This window comes from Pseudoroseomonas cervicalis ATCC 49957, from assembly GCF_000164635.1.
GTDB lineage: Bacteria > Pseudomonadota > Alphaproteobacteria > Acetobacterales > Acetobacteraceae > Pseudoroseomonas > Pseudoroseomonas cervicalis.
In genome coordinates, this window is the sequence record NZ_GG770782.1 from 162303 (window position 1) to 164013 (window position 1711).

2 protein-coding genes are annotated in these 1711 nt (G+C 71.9%); both read right to left on the reverse strand.

The annotated features are described in order from the left end of the window. A partial coding sequence (locus tag HMPREF0731_RS25700) for a hypothetical protein (RefSeq protein WP_211207951.1) occupies positions 1 to 301 on the reverse strand: 301 nt, incomplete at its 3' end. Positions 302 to 390: 89 nt separating this feature from the next. Further along, positions 391 to 1374 (reverse strand): Bug family tripartite tricarboxylate transporter substrate binding protein, encoded by a 984-nt coding sequence (locus HMPREF0731_RS17155; protein WP_040613815.1) that lies wholly within the window; start codon positions 1372 to 1374, stop codon positions 391 to 393. Positions 1375 to 1711 lie beyond the last annotated feature (337 nt).

A 1711-nucleotide genomic window follows, 5' to 3' on the forward strand; every position in this document is an offset into this window, starting at 1 on the left:
GCCGCGCCGCCAGCAGGCGCTGCCAGAGCGCCACGGGGGCGGGCACCGGCCCGGTCTGCGGCGCGCCCAGCGCCAGCGGCCCGGGGCAGAGCATGCAGCAGCCCATGCCCGGCGCCTTGTCCGGGTCGGTCGGCTGCCCCTCGGCATCGAGATGCAGCGTGCGCATCCCGTCCGGCGAGCAGATGACGATGGCGTCGGAGGAGGTGGCCGCCATGGCGCGCAGATGCGGCACCAGCCCCACCCCCCATTGCAGGAGCAGCAGCAGCGACAGCAGGCCGAGCAGCGATCGGGCGTGGCGCATCATCCGGCGCCCTGGCTAGCAGCCGCGCGAAACCTTGTCATGGGGGAAAGCTTCGGGCGGCGCGGCCCGCGCCGCGCCGCGCCGCCGGCTCACTCCGGCTGGAAATTGGCGATGCGCAGCAACTCGGCGTTGCGCTTCACCTCCGCCTCGATATAGGCGCGCATCTCCGGCACGGTCTGCGACACCGGCTCGACCACCAGGCTCTTCAGCCGCTCGGCCGCGTCGGCATCGCGCATCGCCTCGGTCAGCACGCCGTTCAGCGTGTCGCAGATGGCGCTGGGCGTGCCCTTGGGCGCCCAGACGCCGTACCAGGAATAGAATTCGAAATCCGGCAGCCCGGCCTCGATCAGCGTCGGGATCTCCGGGGCGAGGGCCGAGCGCTCGCGCGTCGAGATGCCGATCGGGTGGACCTGGCCGCTGCGCGCCGCCTGCAGCAGGGCGAAGGTGGCGTCGATCATCACATGCGCATTGCCGGCCGCGACATCGAGCAGCGCCGGCGCCGTGCCGCGATAGGAGGTGCCCTCGATATTGGCGCCGGTGCGGCGGTTGAAGTCGATGGTGGCCAGATGCCCCGGCGCGCCGAGCGAGGAGATGGCGAAGGTCCAGTCGGCCGGGCTCTTCTTCGCCGCCTCGACGATCTGGGCGATGCCCATGGGCGGGCGCTTCGGCGTCATCACCATCATCAGCGGGCCGCGGCCGGTGCGGGCGATGGGCGCGAAATCCGTCAGCGGATCGAAGGGCACGTTGCGCAGCACATGCTTCAGCATGGTGTGCGTCAGGCTGGAGCCGAGCAGCGTGTAGCCATCGGCCGGCGCCTGCTGCACCGATTGCGCGCCGATGACGCTGCCGCCGCCGGTGCGGTTCTCGACCACCACATTGGCGCCGAGCTTCTCGGTGATCTTCTGCGCCGCCAGCCGCGCCATGGCGTCGGTCGCGGCACCGGGGGCGAAGGGGCAGACCAGCCGGATCGGCCGGGCGCGCGGCCAGGCATCCTGGGCCCAGACCGCCGGGGCCTTGAGCAGCCCGCCAGCGGCCGCCGCCGCGCCGAGCCCGAGAAGGGTTCGCCTGTTCATCTGAGACATCCTCCGGTGCCGCGGCGATGCATGGCCGCGCGGCTTGGCATGAGCAAAGGGCGGAAGGCGGCCGCCGCCCCCGCCGGCCGATCGGCCCGGCGGTGCTGTTCCGGATGGACGCCTTCCCTCTCTCCCGGTTGATGTTCGGAATACGAACACTTGTCCGGGAAACTGCGGAAACCATGTCATGGCAATGGCCGCGGCGTCAATCGCCGCGGCCATCACCGGCGCCGGTATTTTTCCGAGATTGCCGTGGTTCACGGCAAGGAAGCGCAGGGGCCAGCGCCCCCGCGCGGCCGCGCGCCCCTTCTGGGCGCGGCGGATTCAGCCGGCGGCC

What these genes read in the sequence shown, in the direction of transcription:
- HMPREF0731_RS17155 (WP_040613815.1), bottom strand. Translation starts at nt 1,374, where the DNA reads ATGAACAGGCGAACCCTTCTCGGGCTCGGCGCGGCGGCGGCCGCTGGC.